Below are 25101 nucleotides of genomic sequence, written 5' to 3'. Positions count from 1 at the left end.
CGGGTTTCACGGCCTGGGGCGGGTGGGCACCGACGTAGCCTTTGATGGGATTGATGAAGGGGCCCTCGATGTGGATGCCGGTGATCATCTGGCGTGCGAGGGCGTCTTTCTCACGCAATTCGACCAGTTTGCCGATGCGGCGCTCCAAGGTGGGGACGTGATCGGTGATGAAGGTGGCCAGGATGGCGTCGCAGCCATCCTCCACGAGGCATTCGCAGGCGTGGTGGAGCGATTCGGCGGTCAGGTTGTCGCCATTGAAGTCGGTGCCCGCGTAGCCGTTGACCTGGAGATCGAAAGGTTTCATGGCGGGCATTGGAGCGGGTCCGGGGGAGGGAAGCAAGACTGGCTGGTGATGGCTTTTGGTATGAATGTCACGCGGGTGGCAGGACAGGGCGGCGGATCTGGGGTGGGAGGCCCCCCGGCCTGCTTCTGCCGCCTTGACCGCTCAGCAGTTCCCCGGTTTATTTCCAGTGTTTACAACCTGCTTAAGTCGGCATAAAACATGCTCAGTGCGGTGGGTCTCCCGAAGTGGCCCGCAGCACCGGTATTTCCCCACTCACTCCCTGACCCTGGCTCATGATCGATCTCATCTCCAAAGGCGGACCGCTGGTATGGCTCCTGATCGGGTGCTTGTGCTTCGCCGGAGCGATCTTTATCGAGCGACTGGCCTATTTTCACCGGGCCAGCATGAATATCGGCGAGTTTCTGGCCGGTCTGGCCAGCCTGATCCGCCGCAAAAACTACGCGGAGGCCCTCCAGGAGTGCGTGGCGACGCGTGTGCCCGCCGGACGTGTGATTCACGCGGCGCTGCTGCGTCATCAGGCCCCGCGTGAGCAACTGAAGGAGATCGTGCAGGAGGCCGGGCAGCTCGAAGTGCCGCGGCTGGAGCGCTTTTTGGGCATTTTGAATGCGATCGCGCATGCCGGGCCGCTCATCGGTCTTCTCGGCACCGTGATCGGCCTGCTGGACAGTTTCACCGGCCTGGCCTCGGCCAATGGGGTGGCGACGCACGCGGATGTCGCCCGCGGCGTGTATCAGAGCCTGATCACCTCGGCCCTGGGGCTGGTGGTGGCGATCCCGGCCTACCTGTCCTTTGCTTTCCTGAGCGCCCGTGCGCGTTCCCTGATGCATGATCTCGAGCGTGCGGGCATCGAGATCGTGAACCTGATCGAAGACGCGAACAGCACGGACAACATCGTCGAGTTCCGTCAGGCGGAAGCTGTCGCGCCGGTGTCAAAATCGAGAGCGCGTGGATTGAAAGGGTGATCCTGTCTGCTGGTGGTCATTTCGACAGGTCCAACCACCACCCGTCTGTCGAATGGCACTGCGAACTGCCTCAGTTTCCAACCATGAAGCTCGAAAGCAATCTGCCCAAGCAAAGCCCCTGGCTCTACACGGCCCCGCTGCTGAACACCATCCTGCTCCTGCTGGTGTACTTCCTCTTCACCAGTGACTTCGTGGTGCACTCCGGCATCACCGTGATGCCGCCGCAGTCGAACTCACGCCTGACCGGGTTTGACCGTGCCCACATCATCACCGTGTCCGGCGGCGCTGATCATCTGATCTATTTTGACGGTGTCCGGGTGAGCACGGGCGAACTGCGTGAGAAACTGAAGGCCAGCCGCGAAGGCGAGCGCCGTGTGATCGTCCACGCGGACAAGCATGCCTCCCATGGCCGCGTGACGGAGATCGGCAATCTGGCGCTCGAACAGGGCTACGAGGTGGCCTATTCCACCGTGCCGCCGAATTCCTGACCCGCCGCCGCCCCCGATGTCCGCCAAATCGCCGTCGTCCAACCCGCTGATCTTCGCCTGGGGCGTGCGCGATCACTCGACCTGGCATCTGGTCATCGCGTTCCTGCTGCTGATGGGCGGCATGGCGGGTTTCTTCTTCATCTTCCGCATCGTGCATCCCTCCGTGCAGCGCATGCCCACCACGCCGCAGCACGTCATTGTGCTGGATCCGAAGGACCCCGCCGCGCTGGCGCTCATGCACCGGGCGCAGGATCGCAGTTTCGCCCTGCTGAGCGATTCGGACGAGTCAGCGGCGGAAATGCCCGGGCTGGCGTTCCGGCCGTCGTTTCAGGACTATCAAATCAAGCTTCGTGATCCTGCTCCGGAGCCGGTGGAGCTGAGACAACCGCGTCTGTTCACCGCAACGTCCGATGTGCTGCCTCCAGTGCCACGACGGGCCACCGATCTCGCCCCCGAGCCGCCGCCTGCGGTGCTGAAGGCGGTGATGAGCGCCTCACTGGCCAAACGGGGGCCTGCCACAGTGGAAATCGGCAGCCAGATCGAGCTGACGCAGCCCACGCGCGTGCAGTTCCGTGTGGCGGTGGGTTCAGCGGGCCAGATCATCACCGCGTTGCCGTTGAGCAGTGCGGATGAGGCCGATGTGATGAGGCAGCTCGGTGATGCAGTGGCCGCGTTGCGCTTCGCCCCGGCTGAGGGACGTCGCATCGAGTGGGGGGAGATTTCATTCCGATGGGAGGCAGCGGACAAACCATGATCCCGATCCAGCTCAGCAGCCTCATCATCCTCTTCATGGCCGTCGGTGTCACGGTGGTGTGCGTGTTGTGGTTTCACAGCTTCTGGCGTGACCGGAAGCGTGAGGTGTACCGCCGCCGCATCGCGATCCAATGCCGCATCTGCGGCACGGCGTATGCCTGTGAGCCGAAGCGCAAGATCGCGGTGACCGTGTGTCCGGTGTGCCGCACGCCAAATGAGCGCAACAAGCTGCAGCAGATTTGAAGGACGATCGGAGGCGCGGGGGATTGTTTGAGGTGATGGCAAATGCGGGCTTGCGTTCGGAGGCGTGATTCGGCGAGATTTCTGAACGCCGATGTCCTCCAGAAACTCCTTTTCAGCCGCCGATGCCATGCTGCCTCCCTCCACCGCCCAACAGGCCGCACGACAGATCGAATCGATCATCCAGCGAGTTTCCGAGATCATTTTGGGAAAGGAAGATGTCGTCCGGCTGGCGGTGACCTGCCTGCTCGCGCGCGGGCATCTGCTGTTTGAGGACCAGCCCGGCGTCGGCAAGACCATGCTGTCGCAATCCCTCGCGCAGGCGTTGGGTCTTGGCTTCCGGCGGGTGCAGTTCACCAGCGACCTGCTGCCGGCGGACATCCTGGGAGCGTCGATTTATGATCGGGACACGGCGGCGTTTCACTTTCATCGCGGACCGGTGTTCACGCAGGTGCTGCTGGCGGATGAAATCAACCGCGCCACGCCCAAAACGCAGTCCGCTTTGCTCGAGGCGATGGAGGAGGGCAAGGTCACGGCCGACGGGGCCACGCATGCGCTTCCAGAGCCGTTTTTCGTCATCGCGACGCAGAATCCCTCGACTCAAATCGGCACCTTCATGCTGCCGGAATCGCAAATGGACCGCTTCCTGATGCGGCTGGCGCTCGGAGTGCCGGATCGCAACGCCGAACGGGCGCTGCTGGAAGGCCAGGAACGGCGGGAAATGCTGCGGGGCATGCAGGCGGCGATGTCCTTGCTCGAATTGCAGCAGTTGCAGACCTGGACGCGTGCGGTGCACGCCTCGCCCGCGTTGCTCGACTATTTGCAGGACCTTCTGGCGTCCAGCCGCGTGCAGGGGCACGGCCTTTCCCCGCGTGCTGGCCTGGCGCTGCTCGCCGCGTCGCGTGCGTGGGCCTTGCTGCGTGGGCGTGCGATGGTGCTGCCGGAGGACATCCAGGCGGTGGCCGTTCCCGTGATGGGGCACCGCCTGGAGCATGCGATGGATGGCGTGACGGGCGTGGAGTTCGCCAGACAGCTCATCGCGGAAACTCCGCTGCCCTGACCGGATGAAAACACGCGTCCGCTGGAACCGGCACACGCTGGCGCTGCTCGCCATCGTGGCGGGCATGTGGTATGCGGCGGAGGTGCAGTCAAACGGAGCGGCGCATGTGATCGCGCTGCTGGCGGCGACGATGGGCGGCGTGTCCTGGCTGCATGCGCGGGCGAATTTGCGGGGATTGAGCGTCCGCCTCCTCGGCGGCCGTGCCGCGGCGCAGGAGGGATCGCGCACCATCCCTGTGGAACTGCGGGCGACCAGCGCGGCAGCTCCCTGCGGGCTGGAAGTGCTCGTGGTCGGGGCGGAGAAGTCTGTTTTTGTCGAAACGGTGCCTTCGGGCGGCTCCATCATGGTGCATCTGCCGCCTCCTGCCCAGACCTGCGGCGGTGCCATGAGCATCCGCGTGCGCAGTGTGTATCCTCTGGGCCTTTTTTCGGCGGAAAGCGTGCTGGAGACCTCATGGATCCGGCGCGTGCATCCGAAGCCGGCCGGTGATCTGCCGCTGCCAAAGCCGCAGCCGTCCTCGCAGGGCGATTCGGCGGCCAGTGTGGCGGGAAAATCGCATGGCAGCGGCTCGGGCGATGACTTCGCCGGTCTGCGGGAATGGCGGCCGGGCGATTCCCCGAGGCACATCGACTGGCGGGCGCTGGCCCGCGGTGGCCCGCTGATGGTGAAGGCGTGGCATGCGAGCGCGCAGGGTGTCGTCGTGCTGGACTGGAACTCGCTCACACTGGAGGAGCCGGCACGTGCCGCCCAGATCGCCCGCTGGATGCAGATCTGTGAGGGGGAAGGGCGTCCGTATGAGCTGCGGCTGCCGGAGGTCACGATTCGCGCCGGACTCGGGCCTGCTCATCTGCGGCGCTGCCTGGACGCACTGGCCACTCAATCCACCGATGGAGCCGGAGGCGCCGTGTCGGAGGAGCTGCGGGCGGGAAACGGCGGCAGCGATGTCAGTTTCGAGCATGCCACGCATCTGCCCGCAGGGCCGCTGATGTTTCTCAGCCTGGTGCTGCTGCTGACGCTGTGGCCGCTGCAGGGCTACATCGCGAACGCGGGCCTGGTCACCTGCGCCTTGTGTTTGATCTGGCGCGGCGTGCTGCGCATGAGCGTGCCGCCGGTGATCGCGCGTCTCGCCGTGATGACCGCCGGCATCACGGCGGTGTGGCTTGAGTATGGGGAGATTCGCGGCATGGAGCCCGGAATCGCGCTTTTGCTCGTGTTTGCCGGCGCCAAGGTGCTGGAAAGCCGCACGCCGCGTGAATTTCAGATCCTGGCGCTGATCGGCTGGTTTCTGGCGTTCTGCGTCATCCTGCTGGAGAATCATTTCTCGCGTTCGGCGGGTGTGTTCGTGCTGTTCCTGCTCATCGCCGCCTGCATGGTGCGCTTCCGGCGCAGCGTGCCGGGCGCGTGGCAGCCAGCGCGGGTGACGGCGACCCTGTTCGGACAGGCGCTGCCCTTGATGCTGGTGCTGTTCTTTGTGTTTCCTCGCGGACTGCTCGATCTGAGCGCCACGCTGGGCCGCACGCGCTTTGGCGAGACGGGGATCGACAACACCCTCGATCCCGGCAGCATCGCCAAGGTGGCTGTGGGCTCCGAGGTCGCCTTCCGGGTGCGGTTTCCTGACGGCGGGCCGCCGCCGAATGCCGCCCGCTACTGGCGCTGCATCACGATGTGGGATTGCGAAGGCCTGCGCTGGTCATGCGGGGAGCGGCTGGGCTATCTGCCGCTGCTTTCGCCAAAACCACGGCCAGGAGACCTGCGGCAGGTGATCGATCTGGAGGCGCACGGCCGCACCTGGATGCCCGCGCTGGATCTGCCGCTGAAAGGCACGATCCGGGGCATTCAGGTGGTGCCTGAATTCGACCAGACGCTGGTCTCACCCATGCCGGTGCGCAGTTCGGAGCGCATCGAGGTTTTTTCGCGAATCGAGGACTACACACAGCAGCGCCCGACGCCGCGCGATCTGCCAGCCACGCATCGTGAAGCGGCGCTGCAATTGCCGGAGCGCACCTCGCAACGCCTCAAGGAACTCGCGGACTACTGGGTGTCCGTGGCGCAAAACGACGAGCAGATCGTGCAGCTCGGCCTGAATTACCTCCGCACGCAAGGCTTCAGCTACACGCTGGAGCCGGGCGAATACGACGGGCCTGAGGCACTGGAGGATTTCTGGCTGAACCGCAAAACAGGCTTCTGCGAGCACTTCAGCGCCGGATTTGCCACGCTCATGCGCATGGCGGGCGTCCCCGCGCGTGTGGTCATCGGCTACCAGGGTGGAGAGTACTCGGATCACAACGGCGGCTATCTCATCGTGAAACAAAGTGATGTCCATGCCTGGGCCGAGGTATGGGTGGAGCGGCTCGGCTGGTTCCGCATCGATCCCACTGCCGCTCTGGCACCGGATCGCGTGAACATCGACCTCCGGGCCTGGCTGGCAGGCGGAGCCGAGGCGGCGGAGCGTGAACGACGCAGTTTCTGGGGCCGCACCACGCAAAAGGCACGTCTGCTGTGGGACAGCCTCAATTATGCCTGGCAGGACCGGGTGATCGACTTCAACCGCGAGTCCCAACGCGATCTGCTGGAGCGTGTCGGCCTGCGGCAGAGCTGGCTGTTGCTGCTGATGACGAGCATTGTCGCCGTGGTGGTGGCTGTCGCGATCGTTTCATGGTGGCTGTGGCGTCCTGCGCGTCACGCAGATCCATGGATGCGCGGCTGGCAGCGTGTATGCCGACGGCTCGCCAAAGCGGGGGTGCGACCGCGTGCCGTCAATGAAGGACCGCTCGACTTTGCCCGGCGCGTGGCCCTTTCCAGGCCTGATCTCGCCTTCCAGGTGGAACGCATGGCCGAAACCTACGCCGCAGGCCGTTATGGTGCCCAAAATGAGCGGTGGAAAGAGTTCCAGAACCTGCTGTCGAAGTTCAAGCCAGTGAGGCTCAGCAGGCGTTGACGATGGTGCGCGGTGCAGGGTTCGAACCTGCGACCCCTGCCGTGTGAAGGCAGTGCTCTACCGCTGAGCTAACCGCGCGGAAATCGTGGGGCGCAATCTGTAACCGGACTTGAGGGCGGCGGCAACCGGAAAAATGAGCGAAGAACGGCTGTGGTGATGACCACCGCCTCCTGACTGGCTGACAGAAACAAGAGGGCAAAAACAATGGCTTCTGTCAGTCTGCGTTTGCTGATGAAGAGAGCGTGGGAAATGCGGCTTCGTTCCCGGATGAAAACGACCTTTGCTTCCGGGGGGGCTCCGCCCTCTGACCTACGCCCTCCGCAGACGGAACTGGCGGAGGTAGGTGAGGGGTGTCATGCCCATGTGGCGGTGGAAGTGGTGGGTGAAAGCACTTTGATCGCAGAAACCGAGGGCCTGTGACACGTCGGCGATTTGCGCGCCTTCTTTTTGCAGTGCCTCGCATGCAGCCTGGATGCGGAGCTTCATGATGAAGGCCTGAGGGCTCACGCCGAAGGTCTCCACGAACTTCCGGTGCAACTGCCGCGGCGAAAGATGCACGATCCGCGCCAGCTCGGTGATGGAGACGCCGGTGCGGAAGTGCTCGCGGATGTAGGCGAGAGCGCGGTCGATTTGCAGGTAGGGCTGCAGCACTTGTTTTTTGCCCTCAAAGCTCTGCACTGTACCCATGAGGCCGATGATGCGGCCGTTCGCATCGAAGAGCGGCAGCTTGTTGGTGACAAACCAGTCCGGGATGCCCTGGTCGGTGAAGAAGAGTTCGACGATGTTCAGCTTCGGCCGGCCGGTCGAGAGCACCTCTTCGTCATCACGGCGGAAATTCTCCGCCAGTCGTGCTGGAAACAGGTCGAAGTCGGTTTTGCCGACGATTTCCTCCTCCCGCGAAAAGCCGAAGCGCTCGATGAAGCGCCTGCTGGCGCACATGAGGCGGAAGTCACGATCTTTGGCGAAGAACGCCAGATCCGGCAGATGATCGAACAGCCGGTAGAAGGGGCTGACCGCGCTGACACGACCGATGAACGCATCGCGCAGCGCGGCAGGGGAATCAGAGCGTGACGTCGTGCGGCTGGCCACGGCGCTGATTTAGCACGGCTGCATCAAAAGCGCAGCCGGAATCCCGCGTAGGCACCCGTGTCGAAGGTGGGAAAGCCGGCGACGGCCTGGTAATCATCGCCGAAGAGGTTTTCCACGCGGGCAAAGACATCAAGGTGGCGGCTGACCTGCCAGTTCGCACTCAAACGGGCGAGCAGGTGGTCCTCCGCATTGATGCGGGCGAAGGTGGCGGCATCGAAGTCCTCGCGGTCGATGACATACGAGCCTGACAGCGTGAAGGTGAGCCGATCCTGCGGGCGCAGCGTCATGCTGGTGGTGATCATGTGCCGCGGCTGGCGGACGAGACGGCGGCCGGTGGTGAGATTGTCCGACTCCAAATAGGTGTAGCTGGCATTGAAGCCGAATTCCTTGCATGGCTGCCACGCGGCGGAGAACTCCATGCCTTCGCGACGTGCCTGACCGACCGGTTGCAGGAAGGCGGGAGCACCGACGAACTCGAACGTGTTGCGCAGATCGCTGTGAAACCACGTCAGCGCGAAGTTGAGGTTCGCCGAGGCGATCGGCTGTTCGATGCCGACCTCAAACCCGCGGCTGCGTTCCGGCTTCAAATCGATCAACTGGCCGCCAAACGGAGCCCAGATGGCACCTTCGCGATCCTGTGGCGTGGGCGGGGCGAAGGCAGTGCCGTAGTTCGCATGCAGGATGGTCTGTGTCCACGGCAGGCGCCAGCTCGTGCCCGCACGCCAGGTGGTGGCATCGGCAAAGTCCGAGTAGCTGTCATGCCGCAGGCCGGTGATCACATTCCAGCCCGGCAGGATCTCCGCCTGCGATTGGAGGAAGACAGCCCAGTTCGTCTCATGCTGGTCGATGTCATAACTCTGCCCGCCAGGATTAAAGAAGCCGGGCGCAGCATCGTTGTAGCGATTGAAGCTCTGGTCTTGCAGCCACGCACCGGCGGTGATCGTCCATTTGTCCGTCACACGCACCACGCTTTGATACTCGAAGAAATGGTTTCGCGAGGTGATGCGGTTGTCGACAGGGAAGGGACCTGTGTTGCCCGTGGCCACCTGGCGGAAGTTGCCCATTTGATAGGTCAGCGTCTGCGTCCAGCGCTCCGTGGTCTCCCACGTGAGGCGTGGCGAGAAGCTCCAGAATTCGCTGAGCGTGTTGTCATCGGGATCGTTGGCAAAGACACTGCCCGGATTCCCCACCTCGGCCTGGTAGTAACGCCAGTCGAGATCGAGACGCAGCGAATCGCCAAGCTGCAGACCCAGCGTGCCGGAGGTGTTCGTTTGCTGGAGCTGGCTGTTGATGCGCTGGCCTTGGATGTCCGTGCGCATGCCATCGACGGACCAGTCGAGGATGCCGATGGAGCCACGCGAGGCGAGGCCTTCGCGGAAGGTGCCGTAGCTGCCGGTCTCGAAGAAGATCGAATTCTCCGGCTTTGCCAGTCCCTTGCCGCTGCGGGTGATGATGTTGATCACACCGCCGATCGTTTTGCCGCCGTAAAGACTCGCCGAGGGGCCGCGGAGCACTTCGATGCGCTCCACGTTGTCGAGCCCCATCGTTTCCGGGTTGAACGAACCGGCCAAGTTCATCGGAATGGGCCTGCCGTTGATGAGGAAGGCCGTTTGCTGCGTCGTCGATCCTCGCAGGAAGACGCCTGCGAGCGTGCCGGGTGATCCGTTATCGACGATCGCCAGACCGGGCACCTGGCTCAGCGCCTCGGGGAGGCGGCGGTATTGTTTGTCGTCGATTTCTTCGCGATCGATGACGGTCACACTGCTGGCAGTGCGCCAGCGTTCGGTTTCCGTTTTCGTCGCGGTGATGACGCGCTCCGGCATGCTGCCGGTCCTCTGGGGTGGAGACTCGGCCCTCGATTGAGTCAGTGAGCCGAGAAGGCAGGCCGCGAGCGCAAGGCTCCGGCCACGGGGGATGTGGATGAACATGTCGTTTTGGGTTTCATTGGTTCGATGAAATCACCCGCGCACCGTCACTTGACTGGTCGGATGACATGTTCGCAGCGAGATGTTCGGACTCCGGGTTTCCGGCGGCTTTGCCGCCTTCCTCGCCTCCGCCTTCACCGTGGATTGCTCCCGATTGGCTTTGCTCCGTGTTTTTGGCACGAATGGAGGTCTGTGACCCGATACCGCAGCGCCACTGTGGCCGGTTCTCACGGCCTTCCCTGCATCTGCGAACGGAAAGAAAACGGGGGGCATCACGAGAATGCCTCCCGCCATGGTTTTGTCATAAGCCGCATGTCCTGAGGGGCAAACGGAAACTGTGCTTGCGCGGGAAGCTGCCAAAGCGAATGCAGTGGCTGATGAAACGCATTCAAGACGCCCGGCTCTATGGCATTGTTGACCTCGGTTACGTGGAGCCAGGAAATGTCTGGCGCATGACTCAGGAGCTGTGTGAAGGCGGCGTGGATGTGCTGCAACTGCGGGCCAAAAAGATCGTGAAGAGCGAGGTGGAGCGCCTCGCGCGGCTCATGCTGCCCGTCACGCGCGAGCATGGCGTGCCGCTGGTGATCAACGACCACATCGATGTGGCCGCCGCTGTCGGCAGCGAGGGCGTGCACGTGGGCCAGGATGATGACGCGGTCGCCAAGGCGCGTGCCGTGGTCGGATCATCGTGTTTTGTCGGCAAATCGACGCACAGCCTCGATCAGGCGGAGAAAGCGCATGACGAAGGCGCGGATTACATCGGTTTCGGGCCGCTCTACGCCACGGGAACGAAGCCTGACTACGTGCCGATCGGTTTGCAGGACGTCGCGGAGGTGCATCGCCGCGTGTGGCTGCCGGTTTTCTGCATCGGCGGCGTGAATGCGACACGGCTGGATGAAATCCTGGCCGCTGGAGCGAAGCGCGTGGTCGTTGTCTCGTCATTCCTCCTCGCCGCCGACGTGAGCGGCGAGGTGCGTGGCTTGAAGGAGCGACTGATCACTTCTTCACCACTGGCATGATGTCAGCGGTCACGGCCCGTTTGGCACCGAGGTATTCCTTCGCGAGGGCGGAGATTTCGTCCTTTTTGATGCCGGAGAAGTCACTGACGAAGCTGCGGGCCCAGTCGAGGCGTTCTGGATGCTCCTGGGAGCAGCGCAGCACGTTCATCGACCAGTAGCGGTTGTCGCGGCGCATCTGCTCAAGCTGGGCCAGCGTGGGTTTGATCGCGCGGTCGAACTCGTCGTCGCTGATCTCACCGCTGGAGAGCGTGTCGCCGATTTCGACGACGAGCTTTGTGAGCTTGGCCGCCTGCTCCGGTTTGCACTCGATCATGGCCGTGACGTAGCCGTAGCCGGTGAAGGTGTCGCTGGCCACGTGGTAGCAGGCGGGGCTGTAGGTGTCGCCGAGCTCCTCCCGTATCTTGATGCGCAGGCGGTCGTCGAGGATGGAGCCGAGCAGTGTCAGACGACGGGCACGCTGGATGTTCAGCATGTCGGTGGTGTTCCAGTAGATCGTGGCAATGGCTTTCGGAATCTCGGTCTCGAAGGGGAAGGATTTGCTGGCGTCCGGCTTCGGGAAGGCAACGGCGCGTTCCTTTTCATACGCAGGCTTCTTCTCCGCACGTTTTGGCAGGGCACCGAGCGTTCTGGCCACGGCGTTGAGCGCGGTTTCTGCGTCGGTGTCGCCAAGAACGGTGACTTCGAGGTAGGATTCCTTCAAAGCCGGTGTGAGCCACTCCTTGAGTTCGGCAAGGGAGCGTTTCTTGAGCTCTTCCATCTTCGGGAAGCCCCAGCGCGGGTCGCCGGAATGCATGAATGCGACCACGTCGTTGTTCATCACGCCTTCAGCCGTGTGATTGAGCTGGGTGTAGAGAGGATCGATGTTCTTCTCGAACTGACGGGCGGCCTCATCACGATAACCCGGTGCGACAAGATAGGCGGTGAGCAGTTGGAGCTGGGCATCGAGATCGGCCGGGGTGGTCCGGCCGCTGAGCAGGAAGGCCTCATCACCCACGGTGAAGTCGCTGCCCACGGTGCGGCTGGCGAAGATGCGGCGGAGCTCATCGACACCATGTTTTTCCAGGCCGCCGAGCTGGAAAGTGCTCTGGGCGAAGGGAATCAGGCCCGGTTTGTCCGTGGGAGCCACCAGCTTGCCGCCGCCGAAGTTGATGAGCACGCGGAGGGTGCCTTTCTCGAACTCGGTGTGCTTGAAATTGAAGCGCACGTTGTTTTCAAACACGGCCTGGAGAATTTCAAGATCCTTCACCTCGGTGCGCTTCACCACCTTGCCCGCAGGGCCGAAGTCCGTGTAGGCAAAGGCGGCTGTCTCCTCCTTCGCAGGCGGAGCGACCGGTTTCGCGCGGCTTTCTTTGAAGGTGGTGATGATCTGCTGCGCGGCATCCCCTTCGAGCTTCAAATTGCCGCCGAGGAATATTTGCGTGTCGGTGCCCTTCCAGTCATCCACAAGGGCCGCGTGGCACTCTTCCTTCTTCAAAGTGGCAAGCGTGGACGAAATGCGGGCAAAATCATCCGCAGGATGGGTGAAGACCCTTTTGCCCGCCAGACTGCTAACGAAGGTGCTGGCGAGATCGCGCGACTTGCGGCTGTCGGCCTGATCGGCACGAAGTTTGGCTCCTTTGAGCACGGTGGCCTTCGCTTCCTCGAACTCCGCATCGGTGAAGCCGTGTTCGATGGCACGGCGCAATTCGGTTTCGAGCAGCGTCAGCGTGGCTTGCCAGTTTTTCGGGTCACACTGGCCCTGGATGCCGTTGATGTTGACGAATTCGAGGTACTCGTAGCTGTAGCTTTCAGCGGAAATAAAGGGAGCACCTTCCGCCTTCGCGAGTTTCGACAGGCGCTGGTTGATCATCATGTCCGCGAGGTCGCGCGTGGTCATTTCGAGCCGTGTGGCGGCGGTGTCCGGCTTGTTCTCGGCGGGGCGGGGGATTTCGATGGAGATCGTGAGCGCCTCCGCCTGCATTTCGGTGTGCAGTTTGGCGATCAGGCCGTAGCCGGAGGAAACCTTGCCCAGGTCAGGGTCCTTGGCGTCTTCCCGCTGGGGCTTGGCATCCGCGAACTGCTTTTCGATCTCAGCTTTGACGGCGGCAGGGTCCTTGAAGTCACCCACGGCGACGATGGTGGCGCGTTTCGGATTGTAGTAGCCCTCGTAGAAGTCCACGAAGCGCGGGCGTTTCATCGTCTTGATCATCTCCTCCGTGCCGATGGGCATGCGCTGCGGCAGGAGCGACTCCGGCAGGGCGAACTTGTAGCCCGCGATCATGGTGCGGTATTCGATCGAATCGCGGCTGAGTTTCTCGCTCAGGATGATGCCGCGCTCCTTGTCGATCTCGCTCTCGCCGAGCAGCATGCCATCAAGGTAATCGCGGAAGAGCTGCATGCCTTCCGTGATGAATTTGGGTTCCACCTTGGGCAATTCGAGCATGTAAACCGTCTCGCGGAAGGAGGTGTGCGCGTTGGTGTCGGCACCGAAGCCCATGCCGAGGCGCTGGAAGTATTCCACCATCTCACCGCCTTTGAAATGACGGGAGCCATTGAACGCCATGTGCTCCAGGTAATGGGCCATGCCTTGCTGGTCGTCTTTTTCCATCAAGGAGCCGACGTCCATGTAAAGGCGGATGCTGGCGCGGCCGGGCGGCTCGTCGTGCGGGAGAATGACGTAACGCAGGCCATTCTCGAGGGTGCCGAATTGCGCTTTGGCGTCAGGTTTGAGGTCGCTGTTGTCCTGCGGCCAGGTGGCTGCGGATAGCGGAGATGTCAGGACGAGTCCGAAAAGGAGGGCGGCGAGCGGCTGGTGCATAGGTTGACCTGAAACAACGTGCGGAGCCGGTGAATTGTCGAGAGAAAGTAAGGACCTCGTCAATCCTTCAGTTCATCCATTCGCGCGGCACGTGACTGCCGGCCTGCCTCGCATCAGTCAATCTTGCCCAGACCGGCGTCTGGATCAGGCTCCAGGAAGCCGAGCTCCACAAACAGCTCGTCCATCGCCATCAGCGTGGCCTCGTACATCTCGAAGGAGAGGTTGAAATTGAAGAAGCCGTGGCCCTGGCCCTCGAATTCGATCAAGCGGCAGTGATTCTTCTTCTTGCTCGATTTGCGGGCAAATTCATACGAGCCGCCAAAGGGCACGACGCGGTCGCCAGTGCCATGCATGATGAGCATCGGTGGAAGGCCGGGCTTGATCCCGCGGATGAGGTCGGCGGCTTTGCAGGTGGCCTGATCCGGCCAGCGGTCGCGGCCGAACGCATGCTTCGAATACGTGTCGAGCACAGGATTGAAGAGCACGACCGCGTTTGGCGCAGGGCTGCAGTCAAGCGCGTCAGAAGGATCATCAAAACCATCCAAAACGGCGGCGGAAGCGATGGCGTGCCCACCGCCGGAACCACCCACCCCGACGATTTTGCCAGGGTTGATCCCGAGTTCGACCGCGTTCATGCGGATCCACCGGATGGCGGAGCGTGCATCGGCCATCGTCTGCACGGGACCAGTGCCGTGGCGGGTGCTGACACGGTAGTCAAAACAGATCGTGGTCATGCCACGGGAGGCGAAATAGACGCAGTGCGGAGCGAATTGGGACACCTGGCCGTTGTCCCAGCCGCTGCTGAAGAAGAACGCGGCCACCGACTTCGGATAGGGCGGAGCCTTGTCCATCTCCGGCTCCCAGATGTACGCGGAGAGGTTCACGCCGCCGACGCTCTTGTACACTTCCTCACGAGCGGTCTTCAGGAGTTCACGACCACGATCAATGGGCGGCGTTTTGGGCTGTCCTTCGCTGAATGACTCCATGTTTTTTGAGGGGAACTTTGACGTTTACCAGAATCGCCAAAACGGCAAATGGTTTTCCGTGCCGCACGAAACTATCAAGGCGGATTGTGCCATTAGCCAGCCTTAAAATTTCACTCGCCGGGTTGTTTTCTGTTGAATCGTGAATTGTTTGCCGCCCTTCCACCACCTGTCTCATGCGTCGCATTCTCCTGCTGCTTTCCGCTCTTCATTTGATCCTGCCTGCCGGCGGTCTCCTTGCCCAAGGCAGTGACACCGACCTGCGCAATGCGCTGGAGAAAGCCTACCTCCAATGGCGTGACGCGATGATCCGCAAGGACGCGCAGGCCTGGGCCGCCTCCATCACCCGCTACCGCCAGACCGTGATGCGGAACTCCATTGTCAGCGAGCGCAAAGGCTTCCCCGACTCCGTGTTTGCCTCCGACGTGAGGCCGCCCGCGCTGGGCGGTCTGCGCCTGCTCGAAGTGCAGGCCGTGGGAGAGACGGCTCATCTCGTTTACTTTGGCAAGATCGACCTCGGCCAGGATGCGGAGCTGCTGAAGGACAACGTCTTGAAGCTGAAATTCCTCAATGAGAACGGCGTGTGGAAGTTCGACAGCAACCGCATCAGCAGCCTCGCCAACGTGCCCGACGTGAGGAAGGGCCTCCTTTCCGGCGAGCGTCCGGAGTTTCTCGACACACCCGAATACACGCCACCGGGAAAGGCTCCGCCCGTGCCTCCGCTCTGTCGCGTGCCTGACTACAAGGCGGGATACAAGATCGAGTCCTTCGGCTACGAGACCACGATCAGCATGAACGGCTTCCAATACGATCCGGTGCAGGATGGCATCGCGCAGGAGATGATCATCGGCGGCCTGGTGAAAGGGGCCAACGAGATCCAGCTCAAGATGAAGCCCGTGGAAGTGCCGCAGGGAGAGAAGGCATCGCTGCAGATCCGGATTTACGTTCTGGGCAGTGATCCCGAACAGCCGGGCAGGGAGGTGATGCGCTGGATCGCCCCCGCCTCAGGTGCTCCTGCCGAGATCACGCTGCCCATTGAAGTGCGGCCCTGAAGCTTTCCCGCCCTGCTCTCCTCCCGCGCTCATGCCCACGCTCAAACACGAGAATACCCTCCGTGCCTCCGGCTTCCGTGTCATCGCCGGTGTCGATGAGGCGGGCCGCGGGCCGCTGGCCGGTCCGGTGTGTGTCGCCGCGGTGGTGCTGCCGGAGAATTTCCGCCATCGCGTGTTGAATGACTCCAAACAGCTCAGTGAGAGCACGCGGGAGCGTTTATATGAGGAGATCACCGGCGATGATCGCATCCGCTGGCACTGTGTGAGCATCGAGGTGGATGAAATCGACCGCATCAACATCCTCCAGGCCACCTGGAAAGGCATGCGCAGCGCCGCCTTGGCGCTCGATCCCAAACCGGATGCCGTCCTGATCGATGGCAAGCCGGTGAAGCAGTACCCGCTGCATCATGTGGCGCTCGTCAAAGGTGACAGCCTCAGCTACTCGATCGCCGCGGCCAGCATCATCGCCAAAGTCACCCGTGACCGCCTGATGATGGCGCTCGCGCAGGCCCATCCCGAGTACGGCTTTGAATGCCACAAAGGCTATCCCACGCCGGCGCATCTCGCGGCTTTGCGAAAGCATGGCCCCTGTCCGCATCATCGGCGCACGTTCGCGCCTGTGGCGCAGTTGGAATTCGATCTGGCATGAAAAAGCCGCGCCCGTTCCGTCCTGAAACCCTGTGGCGCTGGCTGCGGCGGCGGATCTCAGGCGACAGGCGCGTGCGTTCCGCGTTTCTGTGGTTGTGTGGGCGCCACTTGCGGCTGTTCCGGCGTCGTCTCGCCGGTCGCGTCATGAACCGCTCTGAAATCGGCCGCCTCGGTGAATGGATCGCCGCGCGCTGGCTGTCCGCACACGGCCGACGCGTCCTGTATCGCAACTATAGCGGTGTGAACCGGGGAGAGGTGGACATCGTCGCCCGTCATCGCGATGTGCTCACCTTTGTGGAGGTCAAAACACGCACCAGCACGGCTTTCGGACGGCCGGCGGATGCCGTCGGCACTGACAAGCAGCGGCTCATCCAACGCGGTGCCCAGGACTGGTTGCGCCTGCTCGGCCATCCGCGCATCAAGTTCCGCTTCGACATCGCCGAGGTCGTGCTCATTGAAGGCGAGTTGCCGCAGGTCCACGTCATCGAGAATGCCTTCCAACTGCCCGACAGCTCCACGGCAGGGCGCTGAATCGTGCTTTGACAGCACGGGGGCATGCTTCAAACTGCACGCCCTTTCCCACATCCACCCTCCCGACCATGAGCCACGCCAACTCCGCCAAGAAGATCATCAACAACCCGCTCAAGTGCGCTGACGAACTGTTTGAAGGCCTCGTGCTCGCCTATGACGGCAAGGCCCGCCGCGTCGGCACCCGCTCGATCGTGATGAATGATCTCCGTCCGGATGCACCGGCGCTGCTCGTCGGTGGTGGCGCCGGCCACGAGCCGATTTATCACGGCCTGATTGGCAAGGGCATGGCCGATGGTGCCGCCGTGGGCGAAATCTTCGCCGCTCCCCCTCCCGACATCGTTCTCGAAGCCACGCAGGCGGTGAATCGCGGCAAGGGCGTGCTCTTCCTCTACGGCAACTACGCAGGTGACGTGATGAACTTCGACATTGGCGCGGAACTCGCTGCCGAGGAGGGCATCACCGTGAAAACCGTCATCATCAACGACGATGTCTGCTCCGCTCCGCCGACGGACAAGGGCAAGCGCCGCGGCGTGGCGGGGCTGGTGCCGATCACCAAGATCGCCGGCGCGGCTGCCGCCACGGTCGATTCGTTGGATGAACTGGCTCGTATCGCCCAGAAGGCCGTCGATAACACCCGCACCGTCGGCGTTTCGACCAAGCCGGGCAGCATTCCGGCCACGGGCAAGCCGACCTTTGAACTCGCTGACGACGTGATCGGCCTCGGCATGGGCATTCACGGCGAAAAAGGCGTGGGGCTCATCCCGATGTGCACCGCCGACGAACTCGCGGCGAAGATTCTCGACCTTCTCTTCGGCGACGACCTGGCGCTCAACGCTGGTGACGAGATCATCTTCTTCGTCAACAGCCTCGGCAGCACGCACATGATGGAGCTGCTGATTCTCCTCCGCGGGGCGAAGCCGATCCTCGAAGCTCGTGGCATCAAGATCCACCAGACCATCGTCGATAACATCGTCACCTGCCAGGAAATGGCCGGCGTGAGCTTCAGCATCACCAAACTCGACGCCGAACTGAAGAAACTCTGGGACATGCCCTGCGAGAGCGTGGGCTACACCAAACTTTAAGCGGCCCACGGCCATGAAACTGCCCGAAATCTTCGCCAACCCGGTCAATGTCCGTTCCTTTGCCGCAGGGACGCCCATTTTCAAAGCCGGCGACGATTCGGGCGAGATGTTCGTGGTTCAGAGCGGATCGGTGGACATCATCCTCAACGGCACAGTCGTCGAAACCGTCGGCACGGATGGTTTCTTCGGCGAGATCTCGCTGATTGAGGATGCTCCTCGCGCTGCCGATGCCATCGCGCGTGAGGACTGCCGCCTGCTTCCCGTGAACAAGCATCACTTCCTCTACATGGTCGATGAGATGCCGCAGTTCGCCCTTCACGTCATGAAAGGCATGGCCGACCGCCTGCGCCGGGCGGACAAACGGGCGGAGATGTAGGCGCAGGCTTCGCATTTGACTTCCCGGCGGCAGCGCCAACTATCGCCGTCCCATGTCCAAAGCCAGCCTCTCCAAAGACGAAGTCAAAGCCATGCTCATCCTCGCCTGCGAGCGCATCATCGCCGCTGAGCCGATGCTGTCCGAAGCCGACCGCAACCTGGGAGATGGCGACCACGGCCTGGGCATGCAGCGTGGCATGACCGCCGCGAAGGAAAAGCTCGAAGCCGCCGAGGTCGAAAGCATCGAGAAAGCCTTTTCAACGGTCGGCATGGCGATGATGAGCAGCATGGGCGGTGCCAGCGGTGCGATCTTTGGCACCTTCTTCCGCAATGGAGGAAAGGCGCTCGCTGGCAAGGACAGCTTCGATGCCGCCGCACTGGCCGCTTTTCTCAAAGCAGGCGTCGATGGCGTGAAACAGCGTGGTGGAGCCGCCGTGGGCGACAAGACCTGCGTGGACGCCATGGAGCCTGCGGCGAACAAGGCTGCTGAAGTCGCTGAATCGTCTCTTTCTGAGGCCATCCAGGCTGTCACGGACGCCACCGTTGCTGGAAAAGACGCCAGCAAGGCGATGATCGCGAAATTTGGTCGTGCAAAGACACTCGGCGAAGCCTGCATCGGCTTCCCGGACGCTGGAGCCTGCTCCGTGGTCGTGATCATCGAGGCATTCCGCGACTTTATCGCCGCCTGACGTAGGCCGGGAGTGTTTGGCGCCTTGTGCGTCGATCCAATCACGGCTGCCTTCGCCAAACTTCCCGGCGTTGCGAACGTCTCCGTGCTTTCGTTGCCTCCCAAAGCAGCCGGGAAGTCCGGCGGACATGGCGCAGAGTGATGCGAGGTCTCCTTCCGCCGGACACTCCCGGCCTACGAGCGAGGTCGAATCACCGGCTTCTGCCAATCCTTCCAAAACGCCTCGGTTTGCAGAGGATCGGGCCGGATTTCGATCACGATCGGCACCTGGATCAAATCTTGGAGGTCCATCGGATCATCCGTCTGCACATATTCCATACCCCAAAGCTGCGCCCATGGCTCAAAGCTGAGCGAATGGCGGTTTTCGATCACGCTGCGGGCCGGGTCGGGCAGCGAGCGCAGGCTGTTCACGCGGGAGAAGATCTTTCCGCCTCCGTTGTTGATCACCACGATGCGCAGTTTCGGGTGATCCATCTGCGAAATGATCCACGGGCCGGCCAGATCGTAGAGCGTGCTGAGATCACCCAGAATCAGCCAGCTTTCGGCCGGATGAGCGGCGCTGGTGCCCAGGAAGGTTGAGATCAGCCCGTCGATGCCGTTGGCGCCGCGATTGGCAAAGAATTCAACGCCTCGCTGAGCTGACTTCAATACGAGTCCCGCCTCGCGGATCGGCAGGCTGTTGCCCAGGAAGACTCGCGAACCTTCCGGAATCACGTCGATCAAATAGCGAATCCACGCGGGCTCCGACTGCTCAAACTTGTCCAGTTCCGGCTCAAACTTCAGAATGCCGCACGGATTGCCCAGCGCTGCGAACTGGACGTTGCACAAGGCTTCCCATGGCAGCGTCTGCACATTGGCCTGCCGTGCCAGGCCGCTGAAGCCAGAACGCGTGAGGTTGGTGACGTGAGTCTTGGTTTGTTCCTCCAGATCGCGCCACCAGCGCCAGCTCGGCACTGCGCCAAGCCGCAGCACATGCGCGGGTCGGGCCGATTGTAGCGCACGTTCGCCGCCGGGAATGAGAAGCCGCTGCAATTCGGGGAAGCCGTGCAGATTGGCGGTCGCCTCCGCCACGATGGGTGCACCCAGTCTGGCCAGCAGCGGAGCCGCTTGAGCCGCGTCCGCAGGATGCAGCCCGGAAACCAGCACAAGATCGCATTCCACGGAGCAAGCGGGCACTTCGGCCTGAGTTGTGGCTGCGGCATGAGCCCGCGAAAAGTCCACGCCGATGACGTTGGTCTCCAGCGGTTCATCCAGGCACACGTTCAGGTGCCGTGGACGGTCACACTGGGTCTGATACATCTCCAAAGCCTCGTCAGTGGCGTCCCAGTCACCCACGGTCTGGGCGTAAACGCCGAACAACCCGTGCTGCTCGATGGCTTGCGGCGCTCCGCTGCCGCGATAGCTCTTCGGCCGGTCGGCGGTCAGCACGAACAGCGGCAGACCTTGATAGTGAGCCTCAATGACCGCTGGCAGGCACTCGGCGGCGGCGGTTCCGCTGGTGGTGAGGACCGCGACGGGCTGGCGGTCGGCCAGCATCCGCCCGAGCGCAAAAAAAGCCGCGCAGCGCTCCTCGAAGAAGTGCCAGATCTTGATGCCCTTGCTGGTGAGCAAGGCGGCCACCAGCGGTGCGTTCCGCGCACCAGCGGCGATGCAGACCTCCCGCACACCGAAGTGGGCGAGCACGCTCAGGGACTGTCGGATGAGCTGTTCCTGCGTCATGAATGAAGTGCCAGCAGACGCAGCACCGCCTCGCGTTTCAGGCGCAGTTCGCGCCACTCATGGTCGAAGGCGCTGCCGCCCACGATGCCACAGCCCGAGGGCAGGCTGATCTTGTCGCCTTCCCAGCAAATGCCGCGGATGGCGACGACGACGTGCGTGGTGCCGTCGTTCTCGATGAAACCGAAGGGGGCGCCGAAAAAGCCCGGCGCCTGCAACTGCTGGCGATACTCGCGCAGTTTCGAGAGCGATCCCTCATCGCGCGGCAAACAGCCAACCGCAGGGGTCGGATGCAGCAGCGGCACAAGCTCGGCTGGATCGACGTTCTGGCGCAGTTTCACGCTCAAACGGGACTGAAAATGCACCAGGCCGGAGGTCTGGCAGAGCGTTCGCGGCTGGCGTTCGACTGCACCCAGGGTTTGCAGGCGTTCGGTGAGGAAACGAACCACGATCTCGTGCTCCTCGATCTCCTTCACATCTGTCAGAAAGGCGTCCTGGTGTCCGGGTTTGGCGGTTCCGGCCAGAGCCATGGTCTCCAGTTCGTCCGCGTGCGTTTTGAAGAGCAATTCCGGAGTGGCGCCGAGAAAGCCGCCGGATCCGGTGACGTGCGCGTAGCCCCACATGTTCGCGGGTGCCTTCATGACTGCCTCCAGCAGCCTTTTCGGGCTGCCGGACATCAGGGTGCCGCATTCGGTGAGCACCGGCACCATCTTCTCGATCTTCTTGGACAAGACCTCCCGGCGGATGCGGCGGAAGGCCATTTTGAACCACTCCGTGGCCGGTTTGGCCCAACTGATCTGCGGCGTTTGCGAGCCGTTCAGATGAATCGTTGCTGGCAGGCTTTCCGGCGTGACCGCATGCAGACGTGCGGGCACCTTCCAAGGCTGCGGGTCGGTCAGATCGAAGTCATTGATGTAGAAGGCTCCTCCTCCCGCCGGCGCGGCGGCCAGCTCGGTGAAGGGGCCTTCTCCCAGCCACGCCCTTCCGTCGGGCAGCCTGAACAAAGCGAATTCCGTCATGCGATTTTGGGTCCATAGTGAAACGCGGCTCGCTCCGCGCAAGATGTGAAAGTTCACAAGTGAACATCCATCAGCGCTCTTGAGTCGAATCTTTAGCATGAATGCCGCTGATGAGTTCCTGCGTGTGGCATCCGACTACCAGCTCGGAGCGCTCGACACGGAGTCGCAGCATCCCTTCACGCTGTCGCTTTCACAGATGGCGCGGACGGATGTCGGAGAGGCCGTCAAGCTCATGCATCAGGTGGACGTCCACGCGATCCGGCAGATGCAGGCCAAGTCCGCCCCGCTGGCCGATCTCGCCCGCGCGGTGGCGGCCACGTTCGATGCGGGAAGGAAGGTCTTCCTGTGCGGTTGCGGGGCCACCGGGCGACTGTCGCTCAGCATCGAAATCTTCTGCCGCATGGGCGTTCTTCCGTGCCCCGACCCGGAGCGCGTGGTGGCCTTCATGGCCGGTGGCGATCTCGCTTTGATCAAGGCCATCGAGAACTTTGAAGATCACCCCGAACATGGGGCGCGTCAGCTTGAGGAGCTGGGCTTTGCGCCGGGCGATCTGCTCATCGCCTCCACCGAGGGCGGCGAGACGCCCTTCGTCATCGGTGCCACCGAACGGGCGGCCGAGCTTTCCGCGAATCATCCGTGGTTCCTGTATTGCAATCCTGACGAGCAACTGGTCAAAGCCGCCGTCCGGTCGAAGCGCGTGATCGAGAATCCGAAGATTCAGAAGCTGAACCTCGCCGTCGGTGCCATGGCGGTGGCTGGCAGCACGCGCATGCAAGCCAGCACGGTGCTGATGGCGGCGATCGGTTTTGCCTTCCTGCATCAGCGTGACCCGGAGAATGCTCCCAAGGAGGTGCTGCAACTGCTGCGCCACGTGGCGCACTGCGACGGCCAGTTTCTGCTGCCTTTCATCAAACATGAGGCCGCCACGTATGAGCGTGGGGCCTTCGTTTTGTATGAAAGCGACCGCTTTGGCATCACCGTCGTCACCGACACGACGGAACGCGCCCCCACCTTCAGCCTCGCAGCGTTTGAGAAGCAGGATGATGCCGCTGCTCCGGCCTCGTGGTGCCATTTCATCATGCCAGAGCAGCCGGACGCGCGTGCGGCGTGGAGGGCTCTGCTGCATCGTGAGCCGCGCACGTTGGAATGGCCGGACGTGCGGCATGCCGCCGGAGCGGAGGTGCTGGCTTGCTACGACTTCTCCGCGCAACTCGTCGGCCGGAGGGAAGTCCGCACGCAGGGCGCCGAACATCTGCCCTTCCGCATCACCGGTGGCGCAGACGAGGTCCTCTGGGAGTTCGAGGGACTTCGCGCCCGGGTGGATCTGACGGGCGTGAACGAGTTCCACGCGCATCTGCTTCTCAAGATGCTCATCAACATCCATTCCACCCTCGTCATGGGCCGTCTGGGCCGCTATCTCGACAACCTCATGACCTTCGTGAAGCCGAGCAACAACAAGCTCATCGACCGTTCCGTGCGCTATGTGCGCCTGCTCGCGCAACGCCGGACCGGCAAGCTTCCCGGCTACGAACGGGTGACACGCACGCTGTTTGAGGAACGTGCAAAACTACAGCCCGGCGAGCCCATCGTGCTCAAGACGCTCGCGGCGCTCGGCGTCACGGTGTAGCGCGTCCTATTCGACCAGGTAAAGAATGCGTCCGCAGCTCTCGCACTGCGTGAGTGATTCGGACTGCTTGAGCGACTGGATGACGCCGACGACCACCTTCATGTGGCAGCCGCCGCACTGGGCGTTTTCCATCGGCACCACGGCGGCGTCGCCCTTTTTGGTGAAGATGCGGGTGTAAAGGTCCAGCGTGTCCTCATCGATCGGGGTGGCGAGTTCCTTGCGCTCGGCATTCAGCTCCTCCAGGCGCTTTTTGGTGCCCTCGGCCCGCTCGTCGAGGGCCTTGAGCTCGTCGTTCACGCGTTTCTGCGTTTCGGCCAGCTTGGCCTGGGCCTCCTTGAGCTTCGCCTTGGTGCCTTCGAGCAGTTCCATCTGCTCCAGTTCCCCGTCTTCGAGCTTCGTGACGTCTTCCTGGTAACGTTTGATCTCATGGCCGAGGGCGGCGAATTCGTCGTTCTTCCGCGTCTCAAATTGCTGGTCCTGCAGGCGTTTGATGGTCGTCTGGCGGGTCTGGACGTCGAGCTGGATGCTCTTGATCTTCACCTCCGTCTCCTTCACGGCCTGTGTGTCGGCATCGACAGTCGCCTGGTCCCCTGCGAGCTGCATCCTGGCCCGGGTTTGCTGGTTGGGCACGTCCTTGAGGTCTTTTTGGAGCTGGCGGATGCGCTGGTCGCGCTCTTGAACCTGGAGAAGTTTCGGAATGGCCGGATGCATGTGGCCGCATGTAAGCCGAGTCGTGGAAGAAGCACAAGTTCACAGTTCTCGGTTCGCCGTTCGCCGTTCGCGGTTTCTGGGAACTGAGAACAGCGAACCGGGAACCGCGAACTTCTTGACCAGTCCGCCAGCCCACGAAAAGGTACGCCCTCACCTTCCTCTCACGTCATTAATGAAACCCACCCTTCTCATCCTCGCTGCCGGCATGGGCAGCCGTTACGGCGGCCTGAAACAACTCGATGCGATGGGGCCCTCCGGGGAAGTGGTGCTGGACTACTCCGTGTATGACGCGATCCGCGCCGGCTTCGGCAAAGTGGTGTTCGTGATCCGTCGCGACTTCGAGGAGCTTTTTCGCACGCAGATCGGCTCGAAATTCGAAGGCCGCATCGCGGTGGAGTATGCGTTTCAGGATTTGAACGACCTGCCAGAGGGCTTCTCGGTGCCCGAAGGCCGCACGAAGCCCTGGGGCACGGCGCATGCGCTGCTTTCCGCCGCGAATGTGGTGAACGAGCCTTTCCTCATGATCAACGCCGACGACTTCTACGGCCAGGACGCCTACAAGAAGATCGCCGCCGACCTCGTGCAGCCGCGTCCGAACGACGGGAAGAGCCATTGGTCCATGGTGGGCTTTTACTTGAAGAACACGCTCTCGGATCACGGCAGCGTCTCACGTGGCGTTTGCACCCGCGATGCCAACGGCATGCTCACCACCGTCCTGGAGATGACGAAGATCTTCAAACACGGCGACGTCGCCGAAAACCGCGAGGTGGAGGGCGCTTATGTGCCGCTGACGGGCGATGAAGTCGTCTCGATGAACTTCTTCGGCTTCACGCCGGACATCTTCCCGCAACTGCGCAAAGCCTTCGTCGAATTCCTCTCCAAACGCGGCACCGAACTCAAATCCGAGTGCTACGTGCCCGCCGAAGTCGATGCGCTCATCAGCGCTGGCAAAGCCGAGGTGCGCGTGCTTGAAACGACTGGCAAGTGGTTCGGTGTCACCTATCCCGAAGACAAAGCCGAGGTCGTCGCCAGCATTCGCGAGCTGATCGATGCGGGCGAGTATCCGCAGTCGCTGTGGGGGTGAAACAAGGAGC

General features: G+C 62.5%; 22 protein-coding genes, 1 tRNA gene, 1 pseudogene and 1 riboswitch. Of the genes and pseudogenes, 15 read left to right on the top strand and 9 right to left on the bottom strand.

Going from position 1 to position 25101, the window contains the following annotated elements:
• Positions 1 to 304, bottom strand: a pseudogene (locus tag IAE77_RS25915) (N-acetylglucosamine-6-phosphate deacetylase); the annotation flags it as partial.
• A gap of 272 nt (positions 305 to 576) precedes the next feature.
• Here IAE77_RS25915 and IAE77_RS25910 point away from each other — a divergent pair.
• The 6 genes from IAE77_RS25910 to IAE77_RS25885 all read left to right on the top strand — a co-directional run bounded on the left by IAE77_RS25910 (position 577) and on the right by IAE77_RS25885 (position 6745).
• Positions 577 to 1266 (top strand): MotA/TolQ/ExbB proton channel family protein, encoded by a 690-nt coding sequence (locus tag IAE77_RS25910; RefSeq protein WP_294233029.1) that lies wholly within the window; start codon positions 577 to 579, stop codon positions 1264 to 1266.
• Positions 1267 to 1349: 83 nt separating this feature from the next.
• The gene (locus tag IAE77_RS25905) at positions 1350 to 1754 is read left to right on the top strand and encodes a biopolymer transporter ExbD (RefSeq protein ID WP_294233026.1); all 405 of its coding nucleotides are present in this window, start codon (positions 1350 to 1352) and stop codon (positions 1752 to 1754) included.
• 16 nt (positions 1755 to 1770) lie between these two features.
• The gene (locus IAE77_RS25900; RefSeq protein WP_294233024.1) at positions 1771 to 2508 is read left to right on the top strand and encodes a hypothetical protein; all 738 of its coding nucleotides are present in this window, start codon (positions 1771 to 1773) and stop codon (positions 2506 to 2508) included.
• The gene (locus tag IAE77_RS25895) at positions 2505 to 2750 is read left to right on the top strand and encodes a hypothetical protein (protein WP_294233022.1); all 246 of its coding nucleotides are present in this window, start codon (positions 2505 to 2507) and stop codon (positions 2748 to 2750) included. Before IAE77_RS25900 ends, IAE77_RS25895 begins: the two co-directional genes overlap by 4 nt.
• Before the next feature lie 127 nt (positions 2751 to 2877).
• On the top strand, positions 2878 to 3807 hold the full coding sequence (locus tag IAE77_RS25890) for an AAA family ATPase (RefSeq protein WP_294233017.1): 930 nt from the start codon (positions 2878 to 2880) through the stop codon (positions 3805 to 3807).
• A gap of 4 nt (positions 3808 to 3811) precedes the next feature.
• Entirely contained in the window at positions 3812 to 6745 is a 2934-nt protein-coding gene (locus IAE77_RS25885) for a transglutaminaseTgpA domain-containing protein (protein WP_294233014.1), read from the top strand.
• 3 nt (positions 6746 to 6748) lie between these two features.
• Here the strand turns inward: IAE77_RS25885 and IAE77_RS25880 are convergent.
• From IAE77_RS25880 to IAE77_RS25870, 3 genes are all read right to left on the bottom strand, one after another.
• Positions 6749 to 6823, bottom strand: a tRNA-Val gene (locus IAE77_RS25880).
• A 231-nt stretch (positions 6824 to 7054) separates the two neighbouring features.
• On the bottom strand, positions 7055 to 7834 hold the full coding sequence (locus tag IAE77_RS25875) for an AraC family transcriptional regulator (RefSeq protein WP_294233011.1): 780 nt from the start codon (positions 7832 to 7834) through the stop codon (positions 7055 to 7057).
• Between the two features lie 23 nt (positions 7835 to 7857).
• Positions 7858 to 9657, bottom strand: a complete 1800-nt coding sequence (locus IAE77_RS25870) for a TonB-dependent receptor (RefSeq protein ID WP_294233009.1) — start codon at positions 9655 to 9657, stop codon at positions 7858 to 7860.
• Between the two features lie 160 nt (positions 9658 to 9817).
• Positions 9818 to 10042, bottom strand: a riboswitch (cobalamin riboswitch).
• A gap of 94 nt (positions 10043 to 10136) precedes the next feature.
• Here IAE77_RS25870 and thiE point away from each other — a divergent pair.
• Entirely contained in the window at positions 10137 to 10778 is a 642-nt protein-coding gene (gene thiE, locus IAE77_RS25865) for a thiamine phosphate synthase (RefSeq protein ID WP_294233006.1), read from the top strand.
• On the opposite strand, the gene IAE77_RS25860 is transcribed toward thiE, so the two are convergent.
• On the bottom strand, positions 10756 to 13575 hold the full coding sequence (locus IAE77_RS25860; RefSeq protein ID WP_294233002.1) for an insulinase family protein: 2820 nt from the start codon (positions 13573 to 13575) through the stop codon (positions 10756 to 10758). The genes thiE and IAE77_RS25860 overlap by 23 nt on opposite strands.
• 113 nt (positions 13576 to 13688) lie before the next feature.
• Positions 13689 to 14561 (bottom strand): alpha/beta hydrolase, encoded by an 873-nt coding sequence (locus IAE77_RS25855; protein ID WP_294232999.1) that lies wholly within the window; start codon positions 14559 to 14561, stop codon positions 13689 to 13691.
• A 173-nt stretch (positions 14562 to 14734) separates the two neighbouring features.
• Between IAE77_RS25855 and IAE77_RS25850 the strand changes: the two genes are divergently transcribed.
• The 6 genes from IAE77_RS25850 to dhaL all read left to right on the top strand — a co-directional run bounded on the left by IAE77_RS25850 (position 14735) and on the right by dhaL (position 18935).
• Positions 14735 to 15610 (top strand): hypothetical protein, encoded by an 876-nt coding sequence (locus IAE77_RS25850; RefSeq protein ID WP_294232996.1) that lies wholly within the window; start codon positions 14735 to 14737, stop codon positions 15608 to 15610.
• Positions 15611 to 15641: 31 nt separating this feature from the next.
• Positions 15642 to 16259 (top strand): ribonuclease HII, encoded by a 618-nt coding sequence (locus IAE77_RS25845; RefSeq protein ID WP_294232994.1) that lies wholly within the window; start codon positions 15642 to 15644, stop codon positions 16257 to 16259.
• Positions 16260 to 16402: 143 nt separating this feature from the next.
• A complete protein-coding gene (locus tag IAE77_RS25840; protein ID WP_294232991.1) occupies positions 16403 to 16789 on the top strand; it encodes a YraN family protein in 387 nt (128 codons plus the stop codon).
• A 68-nt stretch (positions 16790 to 16857) separates the two neighbouring features.
• Positions 16858 to 17871, top strand: a complete 1014-nt coding sequence (locus IAE77_RS25835; protein ID WP_294232988.1) for a dihydroxyacetone kinase subunit DhaK — start codon at positions 16858 to 16860, stop codon at positions 17869 to 17871.
• A gap of 13 nt (positions 17872 to 17884) precedes the next feature.
• The gene (locus IAE77_RS25830; protein ID WP_294232986.1) at positions 17885 to 18247 is read left to right on the top strand and encodes a cyclic nucleotide-binding domain-containing protein; all 363 of its coding nucleotides are present in this window, start codon (positions 17885 to 17887) and stop codon (positions 18245 to 18247) included.
• A gap of 52 nt (positions 18248 to 18299) precedes the next feature.
• Positions 18300 to 18935 (top strand): dihydroxyacetone kinase subunit DhaL, encoded by a 636-nt coding sequence (gene dhaL, locus IAE77_RS25825; protein WP_294232981.1) that lies wholly within the window; start codon positions 18300 to 18302, stop codon positions 18933 to 18935.
• Positions 18936 to 19108: 173 nt separating this feature from the next.
• Here the strand turns inward: dhaL and menD are convergent, their stop codons facing one another.
• Both menD and IAE77_RS25815 read right to left on the bottom strand, forming a co-directional pair.
• Positions 19109 to 20653: a 2-succinyl-5-enolpyruvyl-6-hydroxy-3-cyclohexene-1-carboxylic-acid synthase gene (gene menD / locus IAE77_RS25820; RefSeq protein ID WP_294232978.1), complete on the bottom strand. Its 1545-nt coding sequence runs from the start codon at positions 20651 to 20653 to the stop codon at positions 19109 to 19111.
• A complete protein-coding gene (locus IAE77_RS25815; protein ID WP_294232976.1) occupies positions 20650 to 21669 on the bottom strand; it encodes a chorismate-binding protein in 1020 nt (339 codons plus the stop codon). Before IAE77_RS25815 ends, menD begins: the two co-directional genes overlap by 4 nt.
• Positions 21670 to 21766: 97 nt before the next feature.
• Here IAE77_RS25815 and IAE77_RS25810 point away from each other — a divergent pair, with 97 nt between their 5' ends.
• Positions 21767 to 23296 carry an SIS domain-containing protein gene (locus tag IAE77_RS25810; RefSeq protein ID WP_294232973.1) on the top strand — a complete coding sequence of 510 codons (1530 nt, stop codon included), beginning with the start codon at positions 21767 to 21769 and terminating at the stop codon, positions 23294 to 23296.
• 6 nt (positions 23297 to 23302) lie between these two features.
• On the opposite strand, the gene IAE77_RS25805 is transcribed toward IAE77_RS25810, so the two are convergent.
• A complete protein-coding gene (locus IAE77_RS25805) occupies positions 23303 to 24007 on the bottom strand; it encodes a C4-type zinc ribbon domain-containing protein (RefSeq protein ID WP_294232970.1) in 705 nt (234 codons plus the stop codon).
• A 172-nt stretch (positions 24008 to 24179) separates the two neighbouring features.
• On the opposite strand from IAE77_RS25805, the gene IAE77_RS25800 reads away from it, so the two are divergent.
• Positions 24180 to 25091, top strand: a complete 912-nt coding sequence (locus IAE77_RS25800) for a sugar phosphate nucleotidyltransferase (protein ID WP_294232966.1) — start codon at positions 24180 to 24182, stop codon at positions 25089 to 25091.
• Positions 25092 to 25101: the final 10 nt, after the last annotated feature.

The sequence above is a fragment of the Prosthecobacter sp. genome (genome assembly GCF_014879935.1).
Lineage (GTDB): Bacteria > Verrucomicrobiota > Verrucomicrobiia > Verrucomicrobiales > Verrucomicrobiaceae > Prosthecobacter.
The sequence above is the reverse complement of the archived record's forward strand: the minus strand, read 5'-3'. Positions and strand labels throughout refer to the sequence as shown.